This is a genomic window from Photobacterium pectinilyticum, from assembly GCF_024357955.1.
In the GTDB taxonomy this organism is placed as follows: Bacteria; Pseudomonadota; Gammaproteobacteria; order Enterobacterales; family Vibrionaceae; genus Photobacterium; species Photobacterium pectinilyticum.
This window is the reverse complement of record NZ_JANEYT010000158.1, coordinates 1-2,419: the sequence shown is the minus strand read 5'-3', so window position 1 is coordinate 2,419 and position 2,419 is coordinate 1. Positions and strand designations below refer to the sequence as shown.

The 2,419-nt window shown below is 51.0% G+C and carries 2 protein-coding genes; both read right to left on the bottom strand.

Annotation, left to right across the window (positions count from 1 at the left end):
• On the bottom strand, window positions 1-1,138 hold a 1,138-nt coding region (locus NHN17_RS25570; protein ID WP_255045487.1), incomplete at its 3' end, for a Gfo/Idh/MocA family protein.
• Between the two features lie 173 nt (window positions 1,139-1,311).
• The coding region (locus tag NHN17_RS25565) for a thiamine pyrophosphate-dependent enzyme (RefSeq protein WP_255045486.1) at window positions 1,312-2,419 on the bottom strand (1,108 nt) is incomplete at its 5' end.

The window sequence follows — 2,419 nt, the reverse complement described above, 5'->3', positions numbered from 1 at the left end:
ACTCAACACATTTCTCACAAAGGCGTACACCTTCGATACCGGCATCGATACCCGGGAACCAGATACCTGCTAGTGTTTCTTGGTCGTCACGATCAGCCGCATCAAACGCCAGCGCAAAGCGGTGGTACAAGTTTGCCCAAGACTCGAAGTAACCTTCAGCGTGACCACCACCAACACGGTTAGATGCCACACCCGGTGCATCTTGGTGTAGGTAACCCATGCCGCGCTCTAATAGACGAGATGGCTCGCCTTGCACTTCGTAGCGAAGTTGGTTTGGTTGCTCATCCCACCATTCGATAGACGCTTTAGAGCCGACGATGCGGATCTTCTGCTGGTGCATCGAGCCCGAGTTCACCGCTGATGCCCAAAGCGTGCCGACAGCGCCGCCTTTGAACTCCATCATTACGTGCGCGTTATCTTCTAACGGAGTGCGCGACTTGATGAAGCTCTGACGCATGCAAGATAGACGGTCAACCTCAAGGCCTGTCATCACTTCGCATAGGTAGAATGCGTGAGTACCGATATCACCCAGTACGTAAGTTGGGCCAGATACTTCAGGGCTTACACGCCACTTCAGGCCTGGATCGTTCAGTTCGTACTCTTCGTTGTGGAAGCCGTGGGCGAACTGCATGTTGATAACACGGATTTCACCTAGGTCGCCACGCTGAACCATTTCACGCGCCTGCTGAACCATTGGGAAACCGCTGTAACCGTACATCACACCGATAACGCGGTTGTTTTTCGCCGCAATTTCTTTCAGCTCTTCTGCTTCTTCGGTAGTGAAAGTGATTGGCTTTTCACACACTACGTGTAGGTTTGCTTCTAGCGCTGCTTTACAAATGGCGTAGTGGGTCGAGTTCGGCGTTGCGATAGAAACAGCTTGGATACCGTCTTCACGCTGTGCTTCTTGCTCGAACATCTCTTGGTAGTTGGCGTAGCAACGGTCGCTATCAAGGCCAAGGTTGTTACCGAAGTCACGGCAGCGCTCAGGATCAAGATCAAAAGCACCGGCTACCAACTTGAACAAACCATCACGCTGCGCTGCGTTACGGTGCGAGTAACCGATCTGGCTACCACGACCGCCGCCTACCATTGCCCAACGGATAGGTTGATCAAAATGACGTTCTTCATTAAACATGGCTTCACTCCTTGCCAGGGATCCCCATTATTTTTTGAGAGATACCTGCGTTTCAGATATTGGAATTAGATTGTTCTTGTTTACAGAGTTTTTATTCTCAGAGGCTCTCAGTAATAAGAGCCTCTTGGTTAATAAATTCTCGCTAAAGTGCAGCGTTTTTATAAGCCGAGACCTTAAACGCCACGACGCTGAGTAACTCGCCCTTCTTCCCAGTCAGCGACTTTCTTCGCAGTCTCTTCGTTGCGTGTCACTTCAGGCAAACCCACTTCCCACCAGCAGTCACACTTCGACCATGCCGCAGGAGAAACTGGGTCAATATCAACCACAATCACGTAAGTCCGGTCCGCTTCTTTCGCGCGGGCAAAGGCAGCATCAAACTCGTCAACAGACGTCAGTTTCTCGGAAATTGCACCTTGAGCTTCTGCGTGCTTAGCGAAATCGACGCGAGCCAGTTCGCCATCTGGGCGGCGGCAGTCTTCAAGTAGGTTGTTGAATGACTCGTTACCGGTGTTGTTCTGTAGTTTGTTGATAACCGCGAAACCGCCGTTGTCACAAACCACCACAATCATCTTGTGGCCAGTCAACACTGAAGAGTAAATATCTGAGTTCTGGATCAGGTATGAGCCATCACCGACCAGCACGACAACATCGTTGTCTGGGTTAGCAATTTTCGCGCCCCAGCCACCGGCAATTTCGTAACCCATGCACGAATAACCAAAATCGATATCGAACTTACCAATCTGGTAGTTCTGCCAGTTCATCGAAAGCTCAGCCGGTAGACCACCTGCAGCTGTCAGTACGGTATCGCCTTTTTCCATCGAGGTGTTCAGCTTGCCGATCACTTCCGCGTATGAAGACATACCCGGTAGCAAGTCACCCTCTTGCGGGTGAGTACGGCGGTGTACCAGGGCTTTCCACTCATCAGCTTCTGCTTTGGCTTTTGCCGACCACTCATCGCCTGAACGCCAGTCGCCAAGTAGAGCAGACAGTTTGGTCATGGATGTTTTCGCATCACCCAATACTGGGTAAGACATATGCTTGATAGCATCGAATTTCGCCACATTGATACTGACCAGCTTCATTTCTGGGTTCTTGAATACTGTCCAAGAGCCAGTCGTAAAGTCTTGCAGGCGAGTACCGATAGCCAGTACCACGTCAGCTTCATTAGCCATGTGATTAGCAGAATCTGAACCGGTTACACCGATTGGGCCAGCATTCAGTGGGTTGTCCTGAAGCATTGTGGCGCGGCCAGCAATGGTCTCGACCACAGGGATATTGTGC